Raw genomic sequence first — 23,005 nt, 5'->3', positions numbered from 1 at the left:
TCGTCCTCAATCTTCGCCACGTATCCTCACCCCATCTGCAACCCTATGGCTAACTGTTTTCAATAGATTTCCAATTGACAATAATTGTCAATTGTCTTAGCTTTGACAGCTATGAAGAAAGCACTAGCCAGCATCACCGGAGTTCTGCTTCTCGGCGCGGGTCTGTCGGCCTGCTCCGATGGAGGCTCGACCGACACCCCCGCCGACGGCAAGACGATCAAGGTCGTCGCCTCCACAGCGATCTGGGGCGACCTCGCCAAGGAGGCCGCCGATGGCCACAAGAATGTGGATGTTGTGACCATCCTGAGTAGCAAGGACGACGATCCCCACGAGTACGAGGCCACCGCCCGCGATCTCGCGACGCTGGATAGTGCGGATCTTGTCGTCGCCAATGGTGGCGGATATGACAATTGGCTCACCGATCACGTGAAGCAGGGCACTCCAGTTGTCACGGCCCTGCCGATCACTGAGGGGCATGACCACGGGGGCCACGATCACGGCGCTGATGATCATGCCGCTCACGACCACGGCACCGAGGGCGCCGCAGCCGATGGACACGATCACGCTGCTGACGGCCACGACCATGCAGCCGACGGTCACGAGGGCCACGATCACGGCGTCCCTAACCCGCATGCCTGGTTCAACATGGACGACGTCCGCAACTTCGGCAACCACGTCGCCGAGCAGCTGCACAAGCTCGATTCCAGCATCCCCGACAAGTCGGAAGAGATCACCAAGCAAGCCGACGAGCTCGAAAAGCGCATCAAGGCCCTCAAGGGCAAGAATGTGGTGCTCACCGAATCCATCGGCCAGGACGTCGTGCTCGATTCCGGCCTGAAGGATGTAACCCCGGAAGGCTTCGCCAACGCCGTCGCCAAGGAATCCGAACCCTCCGCCGCGGACATCGCTGCCACTAAGGAACTCATCGACAACGGCAAGGTCGGTACCCTCATTACCAACGAGCAATCGCAGACCCCCGCATCCGCGCAGCTCATCGACGCCGCCAAGGCCCACAAGGTCGCGGTAGTCAACCTCAACGAAACACCCGACGAAGACCAGACCTACTTCGAGTACGCCAACAGCTTCGTCGACAAACTGGAAGAAGCCACCAAGAATGGTTCTTAAGTTCCACGACGCATCCGTGGAGCCCCTCTGGCGCGACCTCAACCTCGAGGTCGCGCCAGGCGAGTTTCTAGCCGTCCTGGGCTCCAACGGCGTGGGCAAGTCCACGCTACTCAACACTGCCCTGGGCACCCGCGCGCTCAGCTCCGGCACCGTAGAGGTCACCGGCCGCATTGGTTACATCCCCCAACAGCGCATGTTCGACCCATCCATTCCGTTGCGGGCCAAGGACTTGGTGGGGTTGTCGTTGGCTCATGGCGTCGTAAAAAAAAGAAGGCCCAATAAGAACGAGGTTGCCGCGGCGCTGGAGGAAGTCGGCGCGACCGGGCTGGCCGATATGCGCGTGGGAAGGCTCTCCGGCGGGCAACAGCAGATCATCCGCCAGGCGCAGGCGCTCGCGAACAACCCCGAGTTGCTGCTGTGTGATGAGCCGCTGCTCTCCCTCGATCTGCGGGCACAGAAGCGCACGGTGGAACTGCTCGATTCATACCGGCGGCGGCACAACACCGCGATTGTGTTCGTGACGCACGGCATCAACCCGATCCTGCACGTCACCGACCGGGTGCTGTACCTCACCCCGCACGGGCACACGATCGGCACGGTCGATGAGGTTATGACCAGCGAGACGCTGTCTGCGCTGTACCGCACGGAAGTGAAAGTTCTCAACGTTGACGGAAGGTTGATAGTGGTATGACCGACTTCTCTACCGGCAACTGGTGGGCCGACACGATGAGCCTGCTGGGCGTGGACTTCGTGCAGAACGCAATCCTTGCCGCGCTGCTGCTGGGCGTGGTCTCCGGCGCGATTGCTCCGCTGATCGTGATGCGGCAGATGAGCTTCGCCGCGCACTCCACGGGCGAGCTGGCACTGATGGGCGCGGCGGCGGCACTGCTGTTCGGCGCGAGCGTGAGCTGGGGCGCGCTGGTCGGCGCTGTGCTCGCTGCCGTGGTGCTCACGGCGCTGGGGATGCGCGAGCAAGACAGCATCGTGGCCGTGGTGTTGAGCTTCGGCATGGGACTATCCGTGCTGTTCATCTACCTCTACCCCGGCCGATCCTCCACCGCGTTTAGCCTGCTGACCGGGCAAATCGTGGGCGTGAGTGGTACGTCCCTGGGGATCCTCGCGGGACTAGCGGGCCTCGTGGTGGCTGTGGTGGCGCTGCTGTGGCGGCCGCTGCTGTTCGCCACGGTGGACCCGGTGCTGGCTGCGGCGGGCGGGGTGAAGGTGCGTGTGCTGGGGCTGGTCTTCGCGGCGCTCATTGGTGTGGTGGCGAGCCAGGGCGTGCAGATCGTGGGCGCCCTGCTGCTCATCGCGCTGCTGATCACGCCGGGCGCGGCGGCCGTGAAGGTGACATCCAACCCCGTGGTGGCCGTGGTGCTGTCCGGCGTGTTCTCGGTGGTGTCCGCGGTGGGTGGGCTGGTGCTGTCGCTGGCGCCGGGCCTGCCTGTGTCCGTGTTCGTGACCACCATTAGTTTCGTGATTTACCTGTTGTGTCGCGGTGTGTCGTGGCTGCGGTCTCGGAACGTCGACGCCGACAGCGTCCGCGCCCGCGAGTACTCCCCTGGTGCTTCTGCCGGTCCTGGCTCTCCCGGCGCTCTGGGGGCTTCTGGTGCACCTGGCTCCCCCGCCTCCCCCGGCGCTCCCGATTCACCCGGCCTCCCTGACTCTCTCGATTCCCCCGGCTCCCCAGACTCCCTAACCAGCGCCCCACATCACCCCCGGTAGCAGATCTGCTGCGAAAAGATAGACCGAAATGTACATTTGAGCGCCGCCAGCGTACCCCTTCAGTAGATCTTTTCGCTTCACATTTGCTACCAGCGGCCAGTGGGCGCGATCGGGACCCATTTCCCTCTGAACTGAGGGGAGTAGGGACATAACCAAGAGGCAGGCAGGGTGGAACCGAGGGGCAGAGACAGAATCCAGGGACAGAACCCGAAGTAGCGGATCTGCTGCGAAAAGTTGGACCGAAATGTACATTTGAGCGCCGCCAACGTACCCCTTCAGTACATCTTTTCGCTTCAAATCTGCTACCGAAGAGTTTAGGGAAGGCTGTGCCGAGGGGTCGGGAAGTCAGTGCCGGGCGGTAGGGAAGGCTGTCCGGGCGGTAGGGAAGGCAGTGCCGGGCGGTAGGGAAGGCAGTGCAGGGAGGGAGGCAGGGTAGTAGAGAGCTAGCACAGGCGGAGCTGCTGCAAGGTTAAGCCCAGCAGGTGGCCCGGCTCGTTGAGCATGCCAGCGGTAACGCGCAGCATCGGCAGCCCCGCCCCAGTTACGGCGGCAAGGATCGCAGAATCACGGTCGCGCTGACTGCGCTGAAGGTGATGCGCCCCGTCGAACATCAGTGCCACCGCGCTGAGATCCCGCTCCCCCGCCAGCTCCCCCGTCCACTCGCCCGCCCCCTCCCACTCTCGCTCCCGCGCCCACTCCCCCTTGCCCCCACAAGCCCTCGAGGAATCCAGACGCAACACCCTATGAGGATAGGGCTCGTTCTCCCGGCGCGGACTCACCTCAACGATCCGATGAGATTGGTGATTGGGGAGGATGATGGCGTCGGCGCGAGTGATCCGACGGCCATCAACCACCAGGTCAACCTGCGACACATACCGAAACCCGCGCTCGACCATGGGGCGCTTCACCATCAGCCGCATGAGAGTTTCCATCGGCGATTCGGCGCCCGGGTCGGAGAGGTCGATGAGGCGTTGGACAAGCTTCGCATCGCACAGGTCTGTGACCAGCGACAATGATCGCTGCGCCGCGGTGAGTTCCGAGGGAATGGCGTGGAAGAACGCGTTGATCACCTGAACCTGCCGCACGGTAGTCGCCCGCGGTTGCAGGGGCGGCGGGATGCGCCAGCGTTCGGTGCTGACGTATGGACGGTCGTTTTCGAGCGACGCCACCACGTCCGCGAGCGCCACCATCGGCCGTTGGGCGAGCAAAGGTGTGTTGCCCGGGAGTGGGCGCCAGATGTGGTGTGGCCGGGGCGGCCGCGCGCAACCGATGAGGAAGACTTGGTCTGCAGGTCGTAGGGATGTTGTGCTGCGGATGTGGTTCGTGCCCCTTGTACGGCGCGCGCGGCCTGCGCTGCCGGTGCTCCCCGTTTCCCGCATGTTCCCAGAATCCCGCGCTGGCAAAGGGGCCAGCGTTCCGTGCACAGCGCGGCCTTGGCGGCGGAAGGTGGTGGGTTGGTCGTCGACGAAAAACGGTATCCCCGCCAGCGCCAGCGCCGAAAAGTGACTAGCCACCCCGCCCGCTGCCATTCGGGATAGCACCACCGCCCGCGTCACCGCGCCGTGCCCCGGATACTCCGGCACCGGGTCAGCGAGCGAATGCCTGCGGCGCACGTAGAACCCCCGCACGACTGGGTGGAAGTCGCGCCTGCGCACGCGACGGGTTACGCCCATGTCAGTGAGCTGCCGGGCGGTGAAAAGCTCCATCGATGCACTGGGCTCCATCTTCATGGGGCTCATCACAGCACAGCATCCGCAGCGCCCGAGCATCCAAACAGCGAATCCGCAGGCGGGTTGTGGATAAACAGGCGGGTTGTGGATAAACAGGCGGGTTGTGGATAAACAGGCGGGTTGTGGATAAACCCGTGCCTGTGGAAAAACCTTAACGGTTATCCCCAGTTGATGGCCGCGCATCCCCACCACTGCCATGAACTACGGCGGGATCACCGGCGCTTTAGCTGGTGTGCTCTGCACCGCCATGCACTTCGCTCAGCACACACTGTGGGATGTTGCCGATCATCTTCCTCGTCCCCGGGCTCGCTTTTGTGCCCATCTTGGCGGGCGTCGCGTTCGGAATGTTAGCCAGCACCTATGGCGCGGAGCGGGCTACGAGCCACTCGACACAAGGCGCCGGGGTACTGGGCGATAGGCGCTGGGGTACTGAGCACTAGGCGCTAGCCACCGAGCACTGCCGGCCTGGTCACCAGCCGGCGAAGCGCCGCTCAAGGCGCTGGGGTTCACCGATGATCTCCCACGGCTCGGCGATGGGTACGTCGCGCACCAACCCCGGAATCCTCCGCGGCGGCGCCTTCGCGTCACTCGGAACATCACGGAGAGCATCACCCGGGCCGTCACCCGGCGCGCGGCTTGCCCGGTAACGCGCGCTATCGACCTCGGCCAGCACCAGCTCCTCTGGCTCCCCTGGCACCTCTGACTCCTCTCGCACCAAGCGCTCCCCGCTTTCCGGCGGGGCGATAAGCCGCACGTGCCCACCGAGGTTGTCTACCTCGGTCACATCTTCCAAGCTCTGCGGGATCGCCGGCACCGCGAGGTGAACCCGCAAGCGGGCACCCATCCACTCCCCAGCGGGGTCGGTGTGGGAGGGCTGGTTGGTGGCGTCGGAGGAAAAGAAATGAACCCGCGGGTCGGCGGCGAACAGGGCGGTCGCGCTGGGCGTGCGGGGGCAGAGCAGGTGCACGTCTGGGAGGGCGAGCCAGCCCGCGATGACGGACTCGCATGCGCCGACGGGCCAGGTAGACGCAGCAGGGAGGATGACGAGCACGTCCGGCACGGTGAACACCACACCGGCCGGGCGGGCCAGCGGATGCGAAATGCGCGGAGCCAGGGCGACGGTCTCGCGGTTCTTCTCCTCGCAGGCAGCCTCGGCGGAGCTAGTACGACCGGCCCAATCGTGGGCATCGTGATCCGCGATTGCCTTTGCTTCATGGTGGAACAGGGCACCGGCGTTCCAGCAGCGCCAGCCGAAATCCCAGTCCTCGCCGCCGTAGCCCACGATGGATCCGTCGAAGCCGCCGACGCGGTCGAAGAGCTCCGCCGAGCACGTCAGCACCGCAGAGATGACGAAGCGCCAGAGGGAATCGTCAGTGGCGTGGAGGTCATCGGTGCTCTTCCAAGCATCGGCGAGCCAGGTGGGTTCGGTGCCGTCACCGTGAAGCCGCGTGCCGATGGTGACCACGCGCGGGTCCGCGGTAGGCCCGGCCACGGCGTGCGTGAGGTAGCTGGAGCGGGGAATCGTGTCGCCATCAAGGAAGGCGAGCACACTGCCGCGGGCGTGCTGGGCGCCGAGGTTGCGGGCGGCAGCGGCGCGGAAGCCGCGGTCCTCCTGGCGCACCACGCGCACGGGAAAACCCAGATCCCGGGGGATGGGCGGCGGGGTGTCGGAGCCGTCGTCGGCTACGATGCACTCGATGTCGCCGGGGTAATCCTGCTGGTCGAGCGCGCGCACAAGCCGCTCGAGGTCGGTGGGGTTGTTGTAATACGGCACGATGACGCTGACCAGCGGGGGCTCCGCGTATTCTCGATCGGTGGCGTTCTCGGCCACGCCCTGCCGGGAGATCACCCCGCCGATCCGGCGCAGCCACGTGCGCTGATACGCCCGCGCCACGTCCTGCCACGTCCAATTCGTCGGCGGCTCGAGCGGCTCGCTGAACCCCTGGGGAAGCTCCGCAATCGCCTTCGCCCACTGATCGTCGCGGACGGTGACGATGAACTCCGGCCATAGCTCAGCCAGCTCACGGGCGTAGTCGCTGTCGGCCACGAGCACGCGGCGCCCCAGCGCTACCCACTTCATCAGCGACCCAGACGCCGAAAAATGCCGATGCGGGCACACCGGCACGTCGGCAGCGCGCATCGCCCGCTCCAGATCTTCCTCCGGTAGGTAGCCGGAAATCTCCAGGTCCAGCCCGCCGCGCTCGGCCGCCTGCGTTAGCTGCTCGCCCAACTCGGCATGCCCCGCCGCCAACGCACCCAGCGCGCGGACCCGCACCCCGGTCCCGGCCAGCGCGTCGATAAGCTCCGCGTGCCCCTTGCCTGGGTAGATGAATCCCATCACCGTGACATCCGACGCCACCCCGCTGCCGCCCCGCTTTCCTGCCGTGTCGGTAGCATCCGTGAGCGTGGCCGGGAGGGGAAGCGGCACGATCCGCGGGTCGACGGCGCGGCTCCCCTGGCTGCGGCACTCCTCCCGGAAGAACCGCGCTTCGTGCTCGGAGTTCACCCACAGCACATCCGCGCGCTCGGCGAGGCGCACGTAGGCGGCGGCGCGGCGCTGATAGCGGGCGGTGCCCTCCTGCGGCTGCGGCACGTCGTGGACAGACACGCTGAGCGGGCGGGATTCCGCGAGCTTGTCCACCAACTCCACGGCGGCCTGCGGGTCCGCGCCGAAGAGATGGTCAGTGAAGGTCACGTGCACGGGATCGCCGGGATCACTGGGGTGGCCGGGATCACTGGGGCGGCCGGGGCGCCACCCGCCGTCCACCGCGTCTCGGAGGTCCTGCCATGTCGCGAAGCGGTGGACGGGCACACTCTGCCCTCCCGCGAGTTCGCTGAGGGCGTGGGCGAGGCGCAGGCCGTATTCGGTCACGCCGTGCTCATCGGGCCCGACGAGCACGTGGTTCACCAGTCGCTGCCGCTCGTTATCCACGAAGGTTGATGCTGGGGTGTCGCTCATGCGTCGTACCCCAGCGCCCGCAGCATCGGCGCGTGCCTGCGCAGCCCCTCGGTCACGGCATCCGGGTACTGCCGGTAGAACTCCCGTTGGGCTTCCCACACCTGGTCGACGGGGATGTCCGCGCCATGGTCCACCCAGGCCGTGCGGGGATTGTCCACGCCCCAGTGGGCCGTGGCCTGGGGATCCTCCGGCGCGTCGATGCCGCCCAACAGTTCACGGCCGGGGTCGTGGACCTGCGGCAGCGCTGCTTCAGCGCCACTGGTGCCACTGCGTCCGCTCGTGCCACTGCCGCCGCTGGCACCGCTGCCAGCACTAACCTCCAGAATCCTTCGTGCCACCCGGCGGGCCAGCTCCATGAGCGTGGCATTATCCGGATGGTTGACCGTGTGCCACCGCGGAGCCTCCGCCACAACATCGCTGATCTCCACGCAGCCATGCGCGACCTCCCGCACCCGTAGTTCGTGGAGGAAGAGCTGCATGGTGGCGTCGAAATTGGGGGAACCCGTCCGAGCAACACCAGCGAACGCGGCGAGATTATGCAGGTCGTGGTACGGAACCACCGGCGGATCCAGGGACGTATCCTGCGGCACGCGGATGATCGTGATGGCGGGATTCATGCCGCTATAGCGCAGCGCGGGGTAGCGCACGACCGTGCCGTGGGCAGGCAGAAACCGGGCCAATTGCTTGTCGCCGCAGGGCAGGCCGCGGTAGTCGTCGCGGATGGCTTGGGTGACTAGCACGTCGCAGTCGGCCATGGCAGTGCGGGCGAAGTGAACGTCCAGCTCATCCCACTCGTGAACCGGCGGGATGCGGAAACTATCGAACAGGCCAGTGGAATCGAGGAGGATGCGCTGCGATTCGGCCTGGCAGTTGCCGATCACGCAGATGCGGATCGCGCCGGGGGTTCGCTCCCGCCACCGCGGCGCGAGGCCGTAGAACTCGCCGTAGTGGTGATGCCTGGGGGTCACGTCGGCGCTGTCGAGGCGCGGTGGTGTGGGGCTGGCTGGTCGCTGCTGCATGGGCGCGATGATTCCTGGTCTGTTGGTGATGTGCGGCTCGCGCCCTGCGGGCGTGATCCCCTGCGCGAGCGGGATATTTGTCATCGTACATTCCGCGGGATATTTGTCATCGTACATTCCTACGAAAACTGCGCTACAGTAAGAACGTTAAATTAAGAATTTCCGGAAAGGAATTAGGTTGGCTGTCCTGTCCATCCCTGCGGGGCATCCTTATGTCCAGTCCGTCGCCCCGCAGGAGCCTAAATCCTCCATCGGCCTGCTCCGCGACCCCGTCATCGACCCCACCAACCCCGCCCGCTGGTGGCCGCACCCAGGCCTCGACGCCAGCTGGTGGCGCGCCGAGACCCCCGACACCCCCTCCGAGGTCAAAGACTCCATCTCCGTGGTGCACGTCCACTTCGGATACGAACACCTAAGCGTTACCGAAACCGCCGCGTTTCTGGAGGCCCTGCGGGACCGCCGCACTCCTTTGGTGCTCACGGTTCACGATATCGACAACCCGCACCTGCTCGACCAGCGTGCCTACCATCAGCAGCTGCGCCTGTTGCTGGCCGACGCCGCGCGGATCATCACCCTCACCGATCACGCCCAACAGCGGCTGACCGGCGAGTTTGGGGTGCCCGCCCACCGCATTACCGTGCTGCCGCACCCGCAGGTGGTGCCGGATGCGCACCCGGCTCTGGCGCGGGCGAATGATCCGGACCGCCGCTGGGATGTCGCGGTGTTCCTCAAGTCCATGCGCACGAATGTGGTTGCCGATCCTCGCTTCTACCAGGACATTGCCGAGGAGTGTGCGGCCGCGGGTATGACCTGTGCGGTGTTCGTGCACCGGGATCAGGCCGATTCTTCTTTTGTTCGACGCCTCAACGCTCAGCTGCCCTCGGCGGCACGAGTGGTGGTGCACGATCCGATGGCTGACGACGAGCTGTTCTCCACGATTGCCCAGTGCACTGCGGTGATTCTGCCTTATCAGGTGGGCACGCATTCCGGCTGGCTGGAAATGTGCCGCGACCTGGGCGCCCGCGTGGCCGCGCCGGAGTGTGGCAGCTATGCCGATCAGGCCGATGATCCCGCCGCCGTGGCCTCCTACCCCACCGCCGATGGCACGGCGGCAGGCCGGGCCGCCGTGTCCCTGGCCGCGCTGGGTCCGCTGGCCTATCAGGGCGACCGCACGGCGCAGCGCGATGCCACGGAGGACTTCCACCGCAGCACGTATCAGCAGCTATCCCGGCCCACGTTCAACGTGGCTTTCATCGCCCCGGCGCGCTTCCCCATCGCGCAGCCCTACGCGGGTGGCCTGGAGGCCTTTTGCGCCACGACCGTGCAGGCCCTGCGCCAGCGCGGGCACCGTGTGGATTTGTACGCCGCGGCCGGCTCGGAGGGCAATAACAAGACCGTGGAGTTTCCCGGCGTGGACTGGACGGGCCACGCGCACATCCGCGAGGACCACACGTACCCGCCGGGTGAGCGGGCCAAAGAGGATGCGGCGTTCAAACGGTTGCGCACCCACTTGGAGCGGGATGTGGCCTCCGGGCGCATCGACGTGATCCACAACAACAGCCTGCACCCCGAGCTCTTCGGCAGCGCACTGGCGGCCCGGATGATTACCACGTTGCACACCCCCGCCCTGGACGATGTGCAGGCGGCAATCGACGCGTCCGCGAACCCGGGGAGCTTCGCCGCCGTCAGCCAGGCCACGGCGGATTCCTGGCGGCTGCCCTCCCCCGCGCACATTGTGCACAACAGCTTCGACGAAAACGTGTGGAAGTTCGGGGAGGGCAGCGAAGGGGCACCCCGGGCGGTGTGGTTCGGCCGCATCACCCCGGAGAAGGGCCCGCACATGGCCATTGACGCGGCCCGCCGCATGGGTCTCGACATCACGCTCGTGGGGCGGATCAGCAATCCGCGCTACTTCGAGCAGGCCATCCAGCCGCGCCTGGGCGATGGAGTCACGCTGCATTCGGAGTGCACGCAACCCCAGCTCAACGAGGTGGTGCGCACCAGTTCACTGTGCTTCGTCACCCCGCAGTGGGAGGAACCTTTCGGCCTGGTGGTCATTGAGGCGATGGGCTCCGGAACACCGGTGGCGGCGATTCGCCGTGGTGGCATCGGCGAAGTGCTCCACGATTACCCGCAACTCCTCGCCGAGCCGGAGGACGGCCTGGAGGGCCTAGTGCGTGCGGCGCACAATGCGCTGGCGACGGACCGGCGCGACGTGGCCGATTGGGCGCGAAACAACTACAGCAATCACCGCCTCGCGCAGCGCTACACGCAGTTGTACCGCGAGGTCAGTGGTGGTGCCCGATGATCGGCGTGCGGGGTGCGACCACGGGGTTGCGGGTGGGGATGTACGCCCACCACCACGGTTCGGGGCACCTGCACCGCTGCCGCAGCATCGCCGCGGAGCTGATGGCCACCCACGGCGCGAGCGTGACGGTGTTCTCCAGCCGCGCCGGGGCGGATGTTGAGCTGCCAATGGACACCATGGAAGCACAGGAGACAGGCACCGTAGAGCTAGACGCCGCAGAGCTAGGAACCACAGCCGTTTCCTACCTAGATGCCACCGCCCACGGCACCTTGCACTGGGCACCGCTTGGGGTGCCGGGGCTCAGCGACCGCATGGCTCGGATCGCAGAGTGGGTCGTGCAGACCCGCCCGGACGTGTTCTACGTCGACGTGTCCGTGGAGGTCGCCGTGCTCGTGCGGTTGCTGGGGGTGCCGGTGGTGCACATCGCTATGCCGGGCACGCGCTCGGACGCGCCGCACCAGTTGGCGTATGCCCAGGCCAGCGCCCTCATTGCCGCCTGGCCTGCGGCAGTGCCGACCCCGGATCACTTGCGCGCTCACGCCGACCGGCTGCATCCGGTCGGGGGCATTTCTCGGTTCGACGCTACCACGCTTCCCCACCCCACGTCCCCTCGAGTCCGGGAGTCGGCGCAGCCCGGCGCCAGCACCGTGGTGGTGCTGCAGGGCAAGGGCGGTACGTCGTGGACTGAGGATTATTGGCGGGACGTGGAGCGGGCCTGCCCCGGGTGGCACGTCGAGGTGCTGGGTGGCAGGCATACCGTGGACAACCCGGTCCCCGTGATCGCGGCGGCCGACGTGGTGGTGAGTGCCGCGGGGCAGAACTCCGTCGCCGACATTGGGCTGACCACCACCCCGGCTGTGTTAGTTCCGCAGGAGCGCCCGTTCGGTGAGCAGGCGGCCACGGCCCGCGCTGTGAGTGAGCTCGGGGCCGCGGTGGTGGTTGAGCGCCTTCCGGAGCCCGCCGCGTGGGCGGATCTCCTGGCTGACGCGAGCCGGCGCCGGGATTCAGGTGCCGCCAGCATCGGCGATGTGTGGAACGTGCGTGGGGCGGCGGCGCGTGCGGCGGAGGTGATCGCGCGTTGCGGTGAGCACCGCGCTTCGGATTCCGGGGGCAGCCAATGATCACGGTGGTCACACTGGCCGATGCCTCCCGAGCTGAGCGGGTGCGCCTGCAGCACCGGGCGCTCACTGCCGTGTGCCCGGATGCGCTCCACGCGGTGGTGACGCTCGGGGACGAGGACTTGTCTGTTCCAGGCGTGCATTCCATCGGGCGGGTTGGCGCCGCCGCAGGAAAGGATCGCCCGCATTTGGCAGCGGCACGCAACCTCGCTGGGGACTGGGCTGCGGAACGGGCCGCGGAACGGGGTGCAGAACGGGCAGCACAGCACTCGGACACGGGCGGGGATGTCATCATCTTCCTCGATGCTGACTGCCTCCCCTCCGCTGAGCTCGTTGAGCTCTACGCCCACCGGTTGCGGGCGCATCCGGATTGGGTGGTCGCTGGGCCGGTGACGTATCTGCCAGCAGAGCGCACGCGCACGCTGTTCGACCGTGCTGCCGCGGATTCCTCGGCGGTGGCTCTTACGATTGACCCCTCGTGGATTGATCCCCACCCGGCTCGTCCCTTCCCTGCAACCGGTGATGTCCGCACGGCTACCGGCGACGATGCCAATCTTTTCTGGTCTTTGTCCTTTGCCACCACGAGCGCCACGTGGCGAAGCATCCGGGCTCGCTGGGGTGGTTTCGATGAATCCTTCGTGGGCTACGGCGGCGAGGACACCGATTTCGGGTGGCAGTTGCGCGCTCATGAGGATCCCCTGGTGTGGGTCGGTGGTGCGCACGCCTTCCACCTGTGGCACCCGGTGAGCTCCCCGCCGTGGGAGCACCTCGCGGAGATCGTGGACAACGCCAACCGCTTTTACGCGAAGTGGGGAACGTGGCCGATGGAGGGCTGGCTGCGGGAATTCGCCAACGCCGGGGCCATCGTGATGGAGGGCGGACGCTGGGCCGTGACCGGCAGAATTGCCGATCGTCCAGAACAGCCAATCTAAATCTATACAATTAGCTCCATGGCTAAGACCGGAGCGAGCATTCGCGATCAGTGGATCATCAACACCACCACGGGCCCTGTGAAGGGCCATGCGGAAACGGGAGTCGCGGCCTTCCGTGGCATCCCATATGCGGCGCCACCCGTGGGTGAGCTCCGTTTTCGCCGCGCCCAGCCCATCGAGCCCTGGGAGGAGGTCTTCCACGCCGACGCCTCCGGCCACCCCTGCCCGCAGTACCATGCGGGATCGCGCCGCTCCGAGGGCACGTGGGAGGGCGACGAAGACTGCCTGTGGTTGAACGTGGTGGTTCCCCGTGACACAGCGAATGACGCAGCAGACGCAGCGGACAGCACCGTCATCGACACCGATGCCAAGCGCCCCGTGGTTGTGTATATCCACGGTGGGTCGAACGTCCATGGTTCGGCCGCGTCGCCCATGCTGTCCGGCGAGTACTTCGCCACGAGTATCGACTGCGTCTATGTTGGCGTCAACTATCGAGTAGGAATCCTGGGGCAGATGTCCCTGGGGTATGGCACCTACACCAGCGACGACATGGACACGAACCCCGGGCACTCCGACCTGGTGACGGCTATTCGCTGGGTGCACGACAACGCCGCGGCCTTCGGCGGTGATCCGGGGCGCATCACGATCATGGGTGAATCTTCCGGAGGCTCGATGGTTTCCGCGCTGCTCGCTACACCGCAGCTGGAGGGGATCATCAGCGCCGGTATCGCGCAGTCGCCGGCGGCGACGATCGTGCACACTCCCACGACCGTGGGGCCGTGGGTGGACTTTGCCGCCCGGTGGTATCAGCGCATGGTGGATGAAAAGGATGTACCTCCGGCCAAGCGCGCGCCGGTGAACACCGCCCCGCCGGAGCTGGACGGCCCGGCGCTGAAGAAGGCGACCGAAGCTCTGCTGCAGGCGGACGCGAAGATGCTGGGGCAACTGTCTGACGAGCTCGTGCGGTATCAGGCGGATAATCCCGAATCGACGGCTGGGCCGTTCGCCCCGCTCGTCGACGGGGATCTGCTGCCCCGCCACCCGCTGGAACCCGGTGCGATGCTCGATGTCCCGCTTCTTGTGGGGTCCAACCGCAATGAATACGACATGATGCGTTTGGAGGCCAAGCCCAGCTCCATGCAGTTGCGGCGTTCGCAAACGTTTGCCGGGCTGTTCGCTGCGGCGGCGGATGCTGCGTCCGATGCGGCATCAGACACGGCGGCCGACAAGGCCTCGGATGATTCCTCCACCGACGCCGCCGCGCAGGCCTCCGCCGCTACCGCTGACCTCGGCCCCCGTGGACTCCAGATCCTCCGCGAGCACTACAAGGATGGTCGTTCGCGGTCCATGGTCGGCCGCTTCTTTGGCGATGCCATCTTTACCGCCCCAGCATGGCGCATGGCCAGCAACCACCCATCCGGTCATGCGTGGGTGTACCGCCTCGATACCACCACGCCGTTCCTCCGAGTCTCCGGCATCGGATCGATGCACGCTCTGGACCTGCCGATTCTGTTCCAGCGGTATGACCTGGATAAGGGCAGAGTTGCTCTCCTGCTCGGTGGCCGGGATGATTTCCGGATCACCACGGCGGCAATGCACAACCGGTGGCGCCGGTTTATTCACCACCGCGACCCTGGATTCGATCCCTACTGCCACGGATACGCCACGCAGATCTTTGATTCGAAAATCCCCGGTGGGGAGCGCACCGAATACGATCCCCAGTCGTCGTTGCGCCAGGCGTGGGAGAAGGTCAATCTCGTGCTGTAGAGCCTTTCATCCGGCTCTGATTCCTACGCCCCGGCGCCGAGCTACTCCCCCTGCACGCCTTGAGCACGGCGCTGCCGAGCGAATTCGCTGAGCACCACGCCCGCCGCCACGGATGCGTTGAGCGATTCGACCCACCCCGCCATCGGGATGGACAGGATCGTGTCGCACGTCTCGGACACCAGCCGGGACAGTCCCTTGCCCTCGGAGCCTGCAACGATGACCGTCGGGGTGGTGCCGTCGTACGTATCGAGGGTGTGGTCGCCTCCGGCGTCGAGACCAACAACCTGGTACCCGGCCTGCTGGAACTGCTTAAGAGCACGCACCATATTCGTGGCCTTCGCCACCGGCAACCGCGCCGCCGTACCCGCGGACGTGCGCCACGCCACCGCGGTGACGGATGCGCTGCGACGCTCCGGAATGATCACGCCGTGGCCGCCGAACGCCGCCACGGAGCGGATGACCGCACCCAGGTTGCGCGGGTCGGTGATGTTGTCCAGCGCCACGATGAGCCCCGGCGTGCCGGCCTCGGCGGTCTTGTCGATGAGGTCTTCGACCTCCGCGTACTGGTACGGCGGGATCTGCAGGCCGATGCCCTGGTGCATCCCGTTGCCGGTCATGCGCTCCAGCTCGGCGCGGGAAACCTCCAGCACGGAAATGCCCCGATCCGCGCAGGTGTGCACGGCTTCGGCGAGGCGGTCGTCGTTCTTCGTTCCCTCCGCCACGTACAGCGCGGTGGCGGGCACGTTGGCGTGGAGGCATTCGATCACGGGGTTGCGGCCCACGACCAGCTCCACGTCGGTGGAGCGGCGATCGTGCGCGCCCGAGGCCCGGCGCTCCGCGGCCTTCTTCCGCTTATATGCGGCGTGGTAGACGCGATCTTCGGCCTTGGGGGTCGCGCCCTTGCCGCGCAGCCCGCGCCTGCGCTGCCCGCCGGAGCCCTTGGCTGCGCCCTTCTTCGACGTCTTCCTCGTTGCCCCTTGTCGTTGCGAATTTCCCGCCACGGTTACACCCTCTTATGTCTCATGTAGTTCTTTATCGATACTTATCCCGGTTGCTATGGTTGCCATCCTATCTTTCCGGGGCCAGCAGGTACTATTTCCTTCTATGTCTGACGCCCAAACGCGCCCACTCCAACCAGCCATGACGAGGAACGACAGGCTGGAGTCGCTCCCAGTGACGGCCAAGCACGCCAAGCTTCTCGGCGGCTCCGGTGTCGGCTGGGCCCTAGATGCGATGGACGTGGGGTTGGTGTCGTTCATCATGGCCGCGCTCACGGCCCACTGGGGGTTGAGCCACACGCAGACCTCCTGGCTGGGCTCCATCGGTTTCGTCGGCATGGCGCTGGGCGCCACGCTGGGTGGGTTGCTGGCGGACAAGTTCGGCCGCAGGCAGGTCTTCGCCGCCACGCTGCTCATCTATGGGCTGGCCACGGGCGCGTCCGCGCTGGCGGGGAGCCTGGCGGTGCTCATGGTGTTCCGCTTCATCGTGGGCTTGGGCTTGGGCGCGGAATTGCCGGTGGCCTCCACGTTCGTCTCGGAGTTCTCGCCCCGGGCCGTGCGCGGGCGCATGGTGGTGCTGCTGGAGGCTTTCTGGGCCGTGGGTTGGATCGCTGCGGCGTGCATCGGCGCGTTTGTGGTGGCGGGTTCCGATAATGGCTGGCGCTGGGCGCTGGCTCTGGGCTGCATCCCAGCGGCGTATGCGCTGGTCGTGCGGCTGGGAATGCCGGAATCCGTGCGGTTCTTGGAATCGCGGGGTCGGGAGGACGAGGCCGAGGCCGTGGTCCGCTCGTTTGAACAGTCCAAGCCGCTGTTCTGTGACGATACCGATGGCGGGCGTGGGGTTGTGGGGGCGCGGGGTGGCGTCGAGAATAAGGAAAAGGAAGCTGAGGCAGACACAGCGGCGGGCATCTGGGGCGAGGCGCTGCGCACGCGGACGGCGGCGCTGTGGGTGGTGTGGTTCTGCATCAACCTGAGCTACTACGGGGCGTTCATTTGGATCCCGTCGATCCTGCACGAGCAGGGGTTCACACTGGTCAAGAGCTTCACGTTCACGCTGATCATCACGCTGGCGCAGCTGCCGGGATATGCGGTTTCGGCGTTTCTCATCGAGAAGTGGGGGCGGCGCAGCACGCTGGCTACGTTCCTTGTGGGCTCCGCGGTGGCGGCGGGGCTGTACGGCGCGAGTAGCGCGGAGTGGCAGATCATCGCCGCGGGCTGTGCTTTGAGCTTCTTCAACCTGGGCGCGTGGGGTGCGCTGTATGCGATCGGGCCGGAGCTGTACCCCACGCACCTGCGCGGCACGGGCACGGGCGCGGCGGCAGGGTTCGGACGCATTGCGTCTATCGCGGCGCCGCTCATCGTGCCGCCGATTCTCTCGTTCGGTGGGCAGGGGATGCTGTTTGCCGTGTTCGGGGTGACCTTTGCGGTGGCGGCTGCGGCGGCGTTGACATTGCCAGAGAAGCGGGGCACGGCGCTGGAGTAGGCGGCTGGAGTTCGTACAGCTGATTGAAGTTCGTACAGATCGTACAAGCGCGGGCTGAACGACCGCCAGCTAGCAGCTAGTCCTTCAGCGCCCACTTCGCGCCGTCGGCGGTGTCCGTGACCTCAATGCCGGCCTCGGCCAGGCGATCGCGCACCTCGTCCGCCACCGCCCAGTTCTTCTCCGCCCGGGCCTGCGCGCGGCGCTCCAGCTCGGAGCGCACCAGCACATCGAGCGCACCCATCGCAGCTGCCGACCCACCGGCCGCGGCAATGGTGGAATCCAGCCACACGTCAGACAGCGGATCCACGCCCAGCACCGCCGTCATGGCGCGCACGGAACCGGCGATCTCCTTCAGCCGTTCCACGTCCGGCTTCTTCGCATCCAGCAGCTTATTGCCTTCGCGCACGGTCTCGTGGATGATGGCCAGGCACTGCGGCACCGCCAAATCCTCATCCATCTTCGCCGCGAATTCGTCCGTCACCTCACCGACAGGCAAGGCCTCTGGGGCTGAGGTGGCGTCGACCCCAACAACAGAAGCAACACGCAGCAGGAACTTTTCGATGCGACGGTATCCCGCGGCGGCCTCGCCCAGCGCGGTTTCCGAGTACTCCAGCATGGAGCGGTAGTGCGCGCTGCCCAGGTAGTAGCGCAGCTCCACCGGGCGCACGAGCTTGAGCACGTTCGGGATGGACAGCACGTTGCCCAGCGACTTGCTCATCTTCTCGCCGCTCATCGTCACCCAGCCGTTGTGCATCCAGTAGCGGGCGAAGCCGTCACCGGCGGCGCGGGCCTGCGCGGCCTCGTTCTCGTGGTGCGGGAACTGCAGATCTAGGCCGCCGCAGTGGATGTCGAACTCGCTGCCGAGGTAGTTCGTGGCCATCGCAGAGCACTCGATGTGCCAGCCCGGCCGGCCCGGCCCCCACGGCGTATCCCACGAGGGCTCGCCGGGCTTGGCGGCCTTCCACATGGTGAAGTCGCGCGGGTCGCGCTTGCCCTTGCCTGCGGATTCGCCCTGGTCCATCTCGTCGAGGCGCTGGCCGGAGATGAAGCCGTAGTCCTCGATGGTGGCGGGCTGGGCGTACACGTTGCCCTCGGCGGCGTATCCGTGGCCGTTGTCGATGATGCGCTGCATGTACTCGATCATCTGCGGGATGTGTCCGGTCGCGCGTGGCTCGATGGAGGGCGGGGTCACGCCCAGCTGGTCGTACGCCCAGGTGAAGGCGCGCTCGTGGGTGGCGGCCCATTCCCACCAGGGGCGGTCGTTTTCGGCGGCCTTGGTGAGGATTTTGTCGTCAATGTCGGTGACGTTGCGGACAAACGCAACGTCCAACCCCTTGGCCTCCAGCCAGTTGCGCAGGATGTCAAACGCCACACCGGAGCGAACATGCCCGATGTGCGGAATCGACTGCACGGTGGCGCCACACAAATAGATCGATGCGTGGCCTTCCCTGATGGGTTCGAAGTCTCGGAGGGTCCGGCGCGCGGTATCGTAAATTCGCAGAGTCACATTTATCTATTTTACGCATCTATGTCACGCGCACCCCGGTGGGTCTTTGTGCAAGGGAGTTTTCCACTATGAAGTTCGGTCGCCTATCCATTCCCGGTTCTCAGCCCGACGCCCAACCCATCCCCATCGCCATCGATCATTCGGGGGATTCAGTCCGCCCTGGTTCGCGGTGCACGGGGCGGATCCTGCCCGGAGGCGGCGCATACGCTGGCGGCGGGGTTGATGGCGGCGGGGTCGATGGCGGCGGGGTCGACCTGTACGCCTTGCCGGAGGTGACCTTCGCGGTGGAGGACCTGCTTCCGCCGGCAGCGGCGCCGGAGGCGACCGCTGCCGGTGGGATGGGTGGGCGCATGGTGGCGTCGACCCAAAAGATCTTCTGCGTGGGCCTGAACTACCGCGAGCATATCGAGGAAATGGGGCACCCGATTCCGGATCACCCGACGCTGTTTACGAAGTTCCCCGATACGCTGGCCAGGCCGTTTGCCGCGGTGGAGGTGCCGGCGGCGATGGCGGAGCAGGTGGATTACGAGGGCGAGCTGGCGATCATCATGGGCAACGGCGGGCGGATCGCAGGGTACACGGTGGCGAATGATTGCTCGCAGCGGGACTGGCAGTACCGCACGCAGCAGTGGATGCAGGGGAAGAACGTGGTGGCGTCCTCTGCGCTGGGGCCGTGGATGGTGACGGCCGACGAGCTGGATCCCGTGGCGGAGGGGAGTGTGCTGCGCACGTGGGTCAACGGGGAGCTGCGGCAGGAACACAGCCTTGCTGACCTGGTGTTTAAGCCGCAGGAATTGGTGGACTACATCCAGACATTCACGCCGCTGCACGCTGGCGACGTGATCATGACCGGCACGCCCGAGGGTGTGGGGCACGGGATGAAGCCGCCGCGGTACCTGGCCGATGGCGACGAGGTGACCGTGGGGATTGATGGGATCGGGTCGGTGACGAGCGTGGTGCGGTTCGAGGGGTAGGTGGGGGTCACGCAGGGGTTGCACAGGTATGGACGGCACCCCTTTCGAGGTGACTTAGGGGGAATATACTGATTGTCACTGGGAGCAAGCTCCTTGCGAAAGCAGGGATGATCCCAGTTAAATTTTCGATTTTGAGTGTTCCCCGCATACGCGGGGTTTTAGCAGGTGAGAGGGACTATCCCTCTCACCTGCTTTCTATATACATCCGTAACTCCAAAGGCGTTGTCCACCGGGATGTGGATAATTCAGTCCACAGCCAGGCGGGCCCCGGACGGCATAGAACAACAAAAGCCTTGCGGAGCGAAACTAGCTTGAGTAAGCTGTGGGACATAAATCTAAAATTTAACTATTCACTGAAGGGCGGGTCATGACCAACAGCACCCTCTTCTGGGCGAAGTACTCCCGAAGCGACGGGCAAACACTCTCTGTTGCCCAGCACAGTAGGGATGCAGCTGACGTGATCACGCATGTCGCACAGCTTCTACTTCCCCCATCGGTACTCGAAGACCTGCAGGAGGACTTGGGGAACGTAGATCTCTCCTTGTTACTTACAACAATGGCCGCGGTTCATGACCTTGGAAAGATCAGCCCCTATTTCCAAGCCAAAGCTCCGGAGCCAGCAGCCCGACTGGATTCCACCAGGTTTCCCATGACGGTTAACCGGACCTCGATGCGAAACGCTCCGCATTCACTTGTGAGCTTTCTCAGTTTTTGGGAATGGATGGAACAACGCGGTTCTACGAAACTCACGCGCGACGCGCGCCGAGGATGGAAATATATTCTCGGCGGTCACCATGGCGTGTTCCCCACGGACGACAGCGTCAGGGTTGCTCGATCGGAATTACGCCTGGAACCCGCTACGTGGCGTCAAGCGCGATTCGACTTCCTCGACGAGATCGCTGAAAGGTACGACATTACCGCCGAGATTGCCCAACAGTTCGCGACCTTGGAGTGGAAACCTCAGCATTGGATTCTGCTCACCGGTATCCTCATCACCGCTGACTGGGTGGCCTCGAACGAAGATTATTTTCCGTACGATGCGGATGACCTCGAAATCGATCGACTCGAACGTGCACTCACACTGATCAACCTGGGCCATCAGTGGAGCCCGAGCTCGGTCACCCCGGAGGCATTCGCATCACGATTCGGTCTCCCCACCGGTTCGTCCGCGAATGCGCTACAGGCAGCTGCCATCGATGTATCCCAAAGCACAACTGCCCCGAGCCTGCACATCCTCGAAAGCGAGACGGGCAGCGGGAAAACCGAGGCAGCCCTCGCAATGGCTGAAAATCTCGCGTTGACGTTTGGAAAATCGGGGATCTTCTTTGCTCAGCCCACGCGAGTGACATCTGATGCAATGTTCAATCGAGTGAAGAAGTGGCTGGAATCGTCTCCATCCGGCAATCCAGCACCCTCCTTCATTCTCGCTCACGGAAGAGCCCAATTTAACTCAGATTTTGAGTCAATCTTCACGTGGGGACCTCGGCACACTCTCCCCAGTGAAATCTACGATGAAGAGCCGTCTGATACCGGGGATCTTTCCTCCACGCCGGAAGCTCCACAATGGTTCCGAGGACGGAAGACATCGTTGCTTGCAAGCATCACGGTTGGAACCATTGACCAGTTGCTCTTTGGTGCTCTGAGCTCAAAGCACATAGTGCTCCGTCATCTCGGCCTTGTCGGCAAAGTTGTAATTCTCGATGAAATTCACGCAGCCGATCACTGGATGAGTGTTTATCTCAATCGGATGCTCGAATGGCTCGGAACCTACGGTGTACCCGTCATTGCACTGTCCGCAACTCTGCCGGCCGCCAAGCGAAATGAGCTTTGTGCTGCCTATTCAAAAGGAGTGCTCAGTGGCACGGCAGCGAAAAAAGGCCTGGCTGCAATTTCCACGCCTGAGCACGGTTATCCGGCTCTTCACGATTTAGAGTGCGTTGATCCGGTTGTGTATCTGGCCGGAGTGGATCAGTGACCGCAAGATGTAGTGGTTGAGATTCCTGAACCCCAGAGCAATCCCGCGTAGATGCTCGAGCCGTCCGTTGATCGCCTCGACCGGACCGTTGGACGCCCCGATATCGAAGTACGCCAGGACATCCTCACGCCGACGCCACAATGTCCGACCCAGTTGCGCGAGCTCTTCCAGCCCCTTCGGTAGGCCCTTACGAATGCTGTTGATCACCCTGCTCATGAGCTTCTTGCCCTCCGACTTCTGCGGATGCCCGTAAGCCGCAATCATGTCCTGATAGAACATCCAGGTCACCTCCAGGGCCACGTATTCGTCATCGGTGGCCCACAGCATGTCCAGGCGCTGCTTCTGCCGCTCGGTGAGGTAGTCCGTCCTGGTCAGTAGCGTGCGACGGTGCTTGTACAGCGGATCGTCCTTGCGGCCCCGGTGTCCGGTGGTCTCTCGTTGGAGCCGTTGCCGGCATCCGGTGAGTTTGTCGGCTGCCAGATGCACCACGTGGAAGGGGTCCATGACCTTGGTGGCATCCGGGAGCATCTGATCGACGGCTGAGGCGTAACCGGTGAAGCCGTCCATGGTCACCACCTGCACATTTTCCCGGAAAGCAGGATCGCGTTCCTGCAGCCAGGTGCGCAGCACCTGTGCACTGCGGCCGGGGCGCATGTCCAGCAGTCGGGCAGGGCCACGGCCGTCGACCAGGGGCGTGAGGTCGACGAGGATGGTCACCAGACTGGATGGCTGACCTGACTTTCGGGTGTGTTTCCATACGTGCTCATCCACCCCGAGGATGCGCACCCCGTCCAGATGCGGAGAGTCGTCGTAGACAAGCTTGCGGCAGGCCTCGAGGGCGACCTGATTGACCAGCTCCCAACCCACGCCGAGTGCCTTGGCGGTGGCAGACACGCTCATCCGGTCGACCGCGAGGCGCTGGAGGATCCAGCGGGTCACCCGGTGGGTGAGTTTCGCTCCGTCATCGGCGCAGCTCAGTGTGGCCTGGAAGATCTTCCTGCCACAGGAGGCATTCGTACAGGTGAAGCGGGGCACGCGGACGTGCAGACGGGTCGGGAACCCGACCACCGGCAGATCGACGAGACGACGAAGGACGTGGTCGCGAAGCTTCCCGGATTGTGCGCAGTCAGGGCAGGTGTTGCTCGCGGACACGGGTGTGGCGTCGATGATGGTGATGTTTCCGGCGTCGGCGGCACCGGTGATCGTCAGGCCGATCTCGGCGGTGCGGCAGATGGTGTCGGCGACGAGGTTGCCAGTAGTAGGCTGCACAGTAGGGTCCTGGTTCGGTTGGATGGAAGCGTCGTAACTCTCATCTTGTACCGGCCAGGACCCCTATATGTTGTGCCACCCCGAACCCCACCCCGCGGTCAACTACGCACTCCGAAACG

General features: G+C 65.1%; 16 protein-coding genes. 10 read left to right on the top strand and 6 right to left on the bottom strand.

Annotation, left to right across the window (positions count from 1 at the left end):
* Nucleotides 1-111: 111 nt before the first annotated feature.
* From LA343_RS03980 to LA343_RS03970, 3 genes are read left to right on the top strand one after another with little or no spacing between them, the layout of a single operon-like run.
* Complete coding sequence (locus LA343_RS03980) at nucleotides 112-1,125, top strand: metal ABC transporter solute-binding protein, Zn/Mn family (RefSeq protein ID WP_039910858.1); 1,014 nt, start codon at nucleotides 112-114, stop codon at nucleotides 1,123-1,125.
* Nucleotides 1,115-1,816 carry a metal ABC transporter ATP-binding protein gene (locus tag LA343_RS03975; protein ID WP_025402069.1) on the top strand — a complete coding sequence of 234 codons (702 nt, stop codon included), beginning with the start codon at nucleotides 1,115-1,117 and terminating at the stop codon, nucleotides 1,814-1,816. The genes LA343_RS03980 and LA343_RS03975 overlap by 11 nt, the downstream gene beginning before the upstream one ends.
* Nucleotides 1,813-2,847: a metal ABC transporter permease gene (locus LA343_RS03970; protein ID WP_025402068.1), complete on the top strand. Its 1,035-nt coding sequence runs from the start codon at nucleotides 1,813-1,815 to the stop codon at nucleotides 2,845-2,847. Before LA343_RS03975 ends, LA343_RS03970 begins: the two co-directional genes overlap by 4 nt.
* Nucleotides 2,848-3,290: 443 nt before the next feature.
* Here LA343_RS03970 and LA343_RS03965 read toward each other — a convergent pair whose 3' ends face one another.
* From LA343_RS03965 to LA343_RS03955, 3 genes are all read right to left on the bottom strand, one after another.
* Nucleotides 3,291-4,586 carry a PDDEXK family nuclease gene (locus LA343_RS03965; protein WP_144084474.1) on the bottom strand — a complete coding sequence of 432 codons (1,296 nt, stop codon included), beginning with the start codon at nucleotides 4,584-4,586 and terminating at the stop codon, nucleotides 3,291-3,293.
* A 460-nt stretch (nucleotides 4,587-5,046) separates the two neighbouring features.
* Nucleotides 5,047-7,536: a glycosyltransferase gene (locus LA343_RS03960; RefSeq protein WP_025402066.1), complete on the bottom strand. Its 2,490-nt coding sequence runs from the start codon at nucleotides 7,534-7,536 to the stop codon at nucleotides 5,047-5,049.
* Complete coding sequence (locus LA343_RS03955; protein WP_025402065.1) at nucleotides 7,533-8,639, bottom strand: WcbI family polysaccharide biosynthesis putative acetyltransferase; 1,107 nt, start codon at nucleotides 8,637-8,639, stop codon at nucleotides 7,533-7,535. The genes LA343_RS03960 and LA343_RS03955 overlap by 4 nt, the downstream gene beginning before the upstream one ends.
* Nucleotides 8,640-8,733: 94 nt before the next feature.
* Here LA343_RS03955 and LA343_RS03950 point away from each other — a divergent pair, with 94 nt between their 5' ends.
* Genes LA343_RS03950 through LA343_RS03935 form a run of 4 tightly spaced genes read left to right on the top strand, consistent with a single transcriptional unit; the run spans nucleotide 8,734 to nucleotide 14,680 of the window.
* Nucleotides 8,734-10,863 carry a glycosyltransferase gene (locus tag LA343_RS03950; protein ID WP_224207946.1) on the top strand — a complete coding sequence of 710 codons (2,130 nt, stop codon included), beginning with the start codon at nucleotides 8,734-8,736 and terminating at the stop codon, nucleotides 10,861-10,863.
* Nucleotides 10,860-11,984, top strand: coding sequence for a glycosyltransferase (locus tag LA343_RS03945; RefSeq protein WP_052337510.1), 1,125 nt, complete (start codon nucleotides 10,860-10,862; stop codon nucleotides 11,982-11,984). Before LA343_RS03950 ends, LA343_RS03945 begins: the two co-directional genes overlap by 4 nt.
* On the top strand, nucleotides 11,981-12,913 hold the full coding sequence (locus LA343_RS03940) for a glycosyltransferase family 2 protein (protein WP_025402063.1): 933 nt from the start codon (nucleotides 11,981-11,983) through the stop codon (nucleotides 12,911-12,913). Before LA343_RS03945 ends, LA343_RS03940 begins: the two co-directional genes overlap by 4 nt.
* A gap of 18 nt (nucleotides 12,914-12,931) precedes the next feature.
* Complete coding sequence (locus tag LA343_RS03935) at nucleotides 12,932-14,680, top strand: carboxylesterase family protein (protein ID WP_025402062.1); 1,749 nt, start codon at nucleotides 12,932-12,934, stop codon at nucleotides 14,678-14,680.
* Between the two features lie 41 nt (nucleotides 14,681-14,721).
* Here the strand turns inward: LA343_RS03935 and rlmB are convergent, their stop codons facing one another.
* Nucleotides 14,722-15,681, bottom strand: a complete 960-nt coding sequence (gene rlmB / locus LA343_RS03930; RefSeq protein WP_025402061.1) for a 23S rRNA (guanosine(2251)-2'-O)-methyltransferase RlmB — start codon at nucleotides 15,679-15,681, stop codon at nucleotides 14,722-14,724.
* 103 nt (nucleotides 15,682-15,784) lie between these two features.
* Between rlmB and LA343_RS03925 the strand changes: the two genes are divergently transcribed.
* Entirely contained in the window at nucleotides 15,785-17,161 is a 1,377-nt protein-coding gene (locus LA343_RS03925) for an MFS transporter (protein WP_144084473.1), read from the top strand.
* Between the two features lie 76 nt (nucleotides 17,162-17,237).
* Here LA343_RS03925 and cysS read toward each other — a convergent pair whose 3' ends face one another.
* Nucleotides 17,238-18,668 carry a cysteine--tRNA ligase gene (cysS, locus tag LA343_RS03920; protein ID WP_025402059.1) on the bottom strand — a complete coding sequence of 477 codons (1,431 nt, stop codon included), beginning with the start codon at nucleotides 18,666-18,668 and terminating at the stop codon, nucleotides 17,238-17,240.
* A 68-nt stretch (nucleotides 18,669-18,736) separates the two neighbouring features.
* Here cysS and LA343_RS03915 point away from each other — a divergent pair, with 68 nt between their 5' ends.
* Together LA343_RS03915 and LA343_RS03910 are read left to right on the top strand one after the other, a co-directional pair.
* Nucleotides 18,737-19,642, top strand: coding sequence for a fumarylacetoacetate hydrolase family protein (locus LA343_RS03915; RefSeq protein WP_025402058.1), 906 nt, complete (start codon nucleotides 18,737-18,739; stop codon nucleotides 19,640-19,642).
* Nucleotides 19,643-20,009: 367 nt separating this feature from the next.
* The gene (locus LA343_RS03910; protein WP_025402057.1) at nucleotides 20,010-21,617 is read left to right on the top strand and encodes a CRISPR-associated endonuclease Cas3''; all 1,608 of its coding nucleotides are present in this window, start codon (nucleotides 20,010-20,012) and stop codon (nucleotides 21,615-21,617) included.
* Here LA343_RS03910 and LA343_RS03905 read toward each other — a convergent pair.
* On the bottom strand, nucleotides 21,570-22,886 hold the full coding sequence (locus LA343_RS03905; RefSeq protein ID WP_025401756.1) for an ISL3 family transposase: 1,317 nt from the start codon (nucleotides 22,884-22,886) through the stop codon (nucleotides 21,570-21,572). The two genes, LA343_RS03910 and LA343_RS03905, sit on opposite strands and share 48 nt — an antisense overlap.
* Between the last annotated feature and the right edge of the window lie 119 nt (nucleotides 22,887-23,005).

It is taken from the genome of Corynebacterium falsenii (assembly GCF_020099275.1).
In the GTDB taxonomy this organism is placed as follows: Bacteria; Actinomycetota; Actinomycetes; order Mycobacteriales; family Mycobacteriaceae; genus Corynebacterium; species Corynebacterium falsenii.
The sequence above is the reverse complement of the archived record's forward strand: the minus strand, read 5'-3'. Positions and strand labels throughout refer to the sequence as shown.

Excerpts from the sequence above, each read along its gene's own strand:
- LA343_RS03980 (WP_039910858.1), top strand. The coding sequence starts at position 112 with ATGAAGAAAGCACTAGCCAGCATCACCGGAGTTCTGCTTCTCGGCGCG.
- LA343_RS03975 (WP_025402069.1), top strand. The coding sequence starts at position 1,115 with ATGGTTCTTAAGTTCCACGACGCATCCGTGGAGCCCCTCTGGCGCGAC.
- LA343_RS03970 (WP_025402068.1), top strand. The coding sequence starts at position 1,813 with ATGACCGACTTCTCTACCGGCAACTGGTGGGCCGACACGATGAGCCTG.
- LA343_RS03965 (WP_144084474.1), bottom strand. The coding sequence starts at position 4,586 with ATGAGCCCCATGAAGATGGAGCCCAGTGCATCGATGGAGCTTTTCACC.
- LA343_RS03960 (WP_025402066.1), bottom strand. The coding sequence starts at position 7,536 with ATGAGCGACACCCCAGCATCAACCTTCGTGGATAACGAGCGGCAGCGA.
- LA343_RS03955 (WP_025402065.1), bottom strand. The coding sequence starts at position 8,639 with ATGACAAATATCCCGCTCGCGCAGGGGATCACGCCCGCAGGGCGCGAG.
- LA343_RS03945 (WP_052337510.1), top strand. The coding sequence starts at position 10,860 with ATGATCGGCGTGCGGGGTGCGACCACGGGGTTGCGGGTGGGGATGTAC.
- LA343_RS03940 (WP_025402063.1), top strand. The coding sequence starts at position 11,981 with ATGATCACGGTGGTCACACTGGCCGATGCCTCCCGAGCTGAGCGGGTG.
- LA343_RS03935 (WP_025402062.1), top strand. The coding sequence starts at position 12,932 with ATGGCTAAGACCGGAGCGAGCATTCGCGATCAGTGGATCATCAACACC.
- LA343_RS03925 (WP_144084473.1), top strand. The coding sequence starts at position 15,785 with ATGTCTGACGCCCAAACGCGCCCACTCCAACCAGCCATGACGAGGAAC.
- LA343_RS03915 (WP_025402058.1), top strand. The coding sequence starts at position 18,737 with ATGAAGTTCGGTCGCCTATCCATTCCCGGTTCTCAGCCCGACGCCCAA.
- LA343_RS03910 (WP_025402057.1), top strand. The coding sequence starts at position 20,010 with ATGACCAACAGCACCCTCTTCTGGGCGAAGTACTCCCGAAGCGACGGG.